Raw genomic sequence first — 2,917 nt, forward strand, 5'->3', positions numbered from 1 at the left:
CGCGGGGAGGACGGCTGCGCTCGTCCGACTTTGCCGCGGGGAGGACGGCTGCGCTCGTCCGACTTTGCCGCTCTCGGGACGGATCGAGGCGGAGGGTTTGAGCTTCCAGGGGCGTCACTGCTTGGGGGCAAGGTCTAGCAGATCTGCAGGCGTGCATTGCAAGGCGTCGCAGATCAGCGTGAGACTGCTGAACCGCACCGCTTTGGCCCTGCCGTTCTTGAGAATCGAGAGGTTGGCCAGCGTGATTCCCGTGGCCTGAGAGAGCTGGGTGAGGGTCATTCCGCGGGCAAGGAGTACTTCGCCGAGGCGAGAGACGATGCGGTGTTCCTCAGACGAGCCCATCCATCTCCTTCTCCAGACGAGCCCCTCGCTCGACCGCTGACGCCAGCACTCTGGCGACGACGGCCGCGATGACCAAGCTGAGTGAGATCGAGGGAAGGTTGGTGCCGATGGCCAGTCCGTGCCACCGCGAGTCCGGGGGCTCCCAGCTCAGGACGCCAGAGATGGTCGCCACGTCGACCAGGACCCGGATGACCGCGAGAGAGATCACTGCTGCAGAGATGCTGCGCAGGCGGCCGGCGACGTCGGGCGCGAACGGCGCACCCTGCATTGCGCGCTTCGCCATGAGGCGGGCACCGCCCAGGATGAGGACGAACATGACGGTGAACAGGACGATCGAGACCGAGCCGAGCATTCGAAGCCACAAGGGGAGCAAGCGGATGTCGGCTTTGGTGGGATCTTCCTCTGTGACCTGGTAGTCGAACTGGAGTATCTGGGGCATCGCTGTCGCGTCAACCCACGCGTCGTCCCACCACCACATTGGGACGATCCCGGTCAAGATCGCGAACAGACGCACCAGGCATACCGCCACTCCCCCCCAGATGAGAACGTCCAGGACCCTCGTCGTGACGCCCAGCCGCGACGGCTGAACCGTTGTCGTCGTGCCCGCCATTGCTCACGCCCCCTTATCGATTTTCGATGTATTGAGGAACGATAAGACCGCGGCGTTGCGCAGGTCAAGATCGACCGCCGCGGCAGACCACCCGCAGCGCCACCGGCTAGTCCCTCAGCGTCGCGGATCTCGGGCTGCGAGCCGTCGTCACGTGCCATGTCCAGCGCGACGGGACGCACTCATTTGCCGCAAGGCGGGTGACCGCGCGGGAGCCGGAAGTGTTCCGCGCGCTCACTCCGGCGCCCATCGTTACGTCGCCGCCTGGTCGTTGCCTGCGGGAGCGGCCCTCAGGCACGAGTGGCGAGCAGTTGCGCGCCTTCCCCCGTGAGCTCGTCAGAACCGGTCGGTCGACCGGACACGGCCAGTAGCAACACGATCGCGTGGCCACACACCTCGGGGCCTTCACCGATGGCTCGGCCGTGGGGTAGCGGGGTGAGTCGGAGGCCGCGGACACGCTCTTTGCCTCCGCCGAACCCAGCACCGGTACGCACCATGTACTCCAGGGCCGTCATCACGTGTTCGCTCGGATAGTCGCTGTGGATGCCCAGCGGACGACGAATGTCCTCACCGTGCACATACGCCTCCACCAGACGGGTCGCCAACGGTCCAGGCGGGGCGTCTGCGCGGTCGGTCACTGCGCGGAACGCGTGCAATGTGTCAGAGGGGTCGGTCGCCTTGTGCTTCTCCACACCATGGTCGTTCGCGCGGTCGAAGTCGAAACGGGCGGTGACCATCTGGCGCACGAATCCGAGCCGGGTCGTGACCGCTGAGTCGATGAGATGGGCTACGACGTCGTGCACCGACCACCCAGGACACAACGAAGGTGTCTGCCACTGCTCGAGAGCTATGCCCTCCAGATCCGAGACCAGTCGGCGTCGCTCCTCATGCACGGCCTGCCAGATAGCGGATCGATCACTCACGCAGCTCTCCTTCACCAATATGCGACGGCTGTCCGTCACGACTTCCAGAATGAAGACTGCACGAGCGGTCGCGTCTCATCGCGGCCAGACCACGCACCGATGGAGGAGCAGACTCGCAGAACGCGCGCTCCTGCCGCCGTGGCGATGGTCATTGTGCAGGCGCCCGACTGATGTCACGCTGCCGATCATGAATCGAAAGAAACTCGGATGCTGGGTGCGACTCGGACACTCCTGGAGAGTTCTGGACCACGCCGACGCTGACCGACTTCTCGAGTGCCGCCGATGCGGGGCTCTGAAGACGCCGACTCTCCCTGGCCCGCCGTCTTGGTAGTCGCCGAGACAGGTGCTGCTCCGTCGGGTGCCCCTTTCGGGCCTGCCCCGGACGACGCGCGCTTCTGCCGCTGGTCGCTTCTGGTGGCCGGGCTTCGTCCTTGCCCTGCGGTCCTAGCGGAATCGCTCCGACGAGTTCTGTTCACGTAGCGCTTGTAGCTCCTCGTCGAGGAATCGACCAAGGACAGCGACCCGTTGATCCACATAGCCCAGCCGTTCGTAGAACTTGATGACGGCAGTGTTGTCAGCACGCACCATGAGCTGCAGCTTTGGTATGCCCTGCTCGCGTAGCCATGACTCAGCAGCGTTCATCAGGGCACGCCCAATCCCGGCTTCACGATGGCCGGGCTGGACGGCCAGGTAGTACACCCAGCCACGATGACCGTCCTGCCCCGCCATCACCGTGCCGAGAAGCTGCCCGTCCGTCACCGCCGCGAGAACCGTGGACGACGGGCCCTCGAGGGCACGCCCCAGATCGGCGCCTGGATCGTTCCACGGACGGGTCAGTCCGCAGTCGCGCCACAGCTGTACCGCATCGTGTTCCAGCTCGGACGGGAGAGGAGTGATCAGCATGCGGTTGAGTCTCTCTTACAGGCCGAGTCGCGAACGCGCGGTACTGCCGCACTGAGCGTGGCCGCACGCTACTGAGTTCCTAACGGAAGTCAAGCGACTTGGGACGGCTTATTCTGGGCGTGGGCAGGCCGGGGTGTTGGAG

The 2,917-nt window shown here is 65.2% G+C and carries 4 protein-coding genes; all 4 read right to left on the minus strand.

Going from position 1 to position 2,917, the window contains the following annotated elements:
• Window positions 1–114: 114 nt before the first annotated feature.
• The 4 genes from D4B81_RS17635 to D4B81_RS17650 all read right to left on the minus strand — a co-directional run bounded on the left by D4B81_RS17635 (window position 115) and on the right by D4B81_RS17650 (window position 2,775).
• Window positions 115–342, minus strand: coding sequence for a helix-turn-helix domain-containing protein (locus D4B81_RS17635; protein WP_122263960.1), 228 nt, complete (start codon window positions 340–342; stop codon window positions 115–117).
• On the minus strand, window positions 329–952 hold the full coding sequence (locus tag D4B81_RS17640) for a DUF2975 domain-containing protein (RefSeq protein WP_122263961.1): 624 nt from the start codon (window positions 950–952) through the stop codon (window positions 329–331). The genes D4B81_RS17635 and D4B81_RS17640 overlap by 14 nt, the downstream gene beginning before the upstream one ends.
• A 287-nt stretch (window positions 953–1,239) precedes the next feature.
• The gene (locus D4B81_RS17645; RefSeq protein WP_122263962.1) at window positions 1,240–1,872 is read right to left on the minus strand and encodes a maleylpyruvate isomerase family mycothiol-dependent enzyme; all 633 of its coding nucleotides are present in this window, start codon (window positions 1,870–1,872) and stop codon (window positions 1,240–1,242) included.
• A gap of 444 nt (window positions 1,873–2,316) precedes the next feature.
• Window positions 2,317–2,775 carry a GNAT family acetyltransferase gene (locus tag D4B81_RS17650; RefSeq protein ID WP_075958490.1) on the minus strand — a complete coding sequence of 153 codons (459 nt, stop codon included), beginning with the start codon at window positions 2,773–2,775 and terminating at the stop codon, window positions 2,317–2,319.
• Between the last annotated feature and the right edge of the window lie 142 nt (window positions 2,776–2,917).

It is taken from the genome of Ornithinimicrobium cerasi, from assembly GCF_003702705.1.
Taxonomy (GTDB): Bacteria; Actinomycetota; Actinomycetes; order Actinomycetales; family Dermatophilaceae; genus Ornithinicoccus; species Ornithinicoccus cerasi.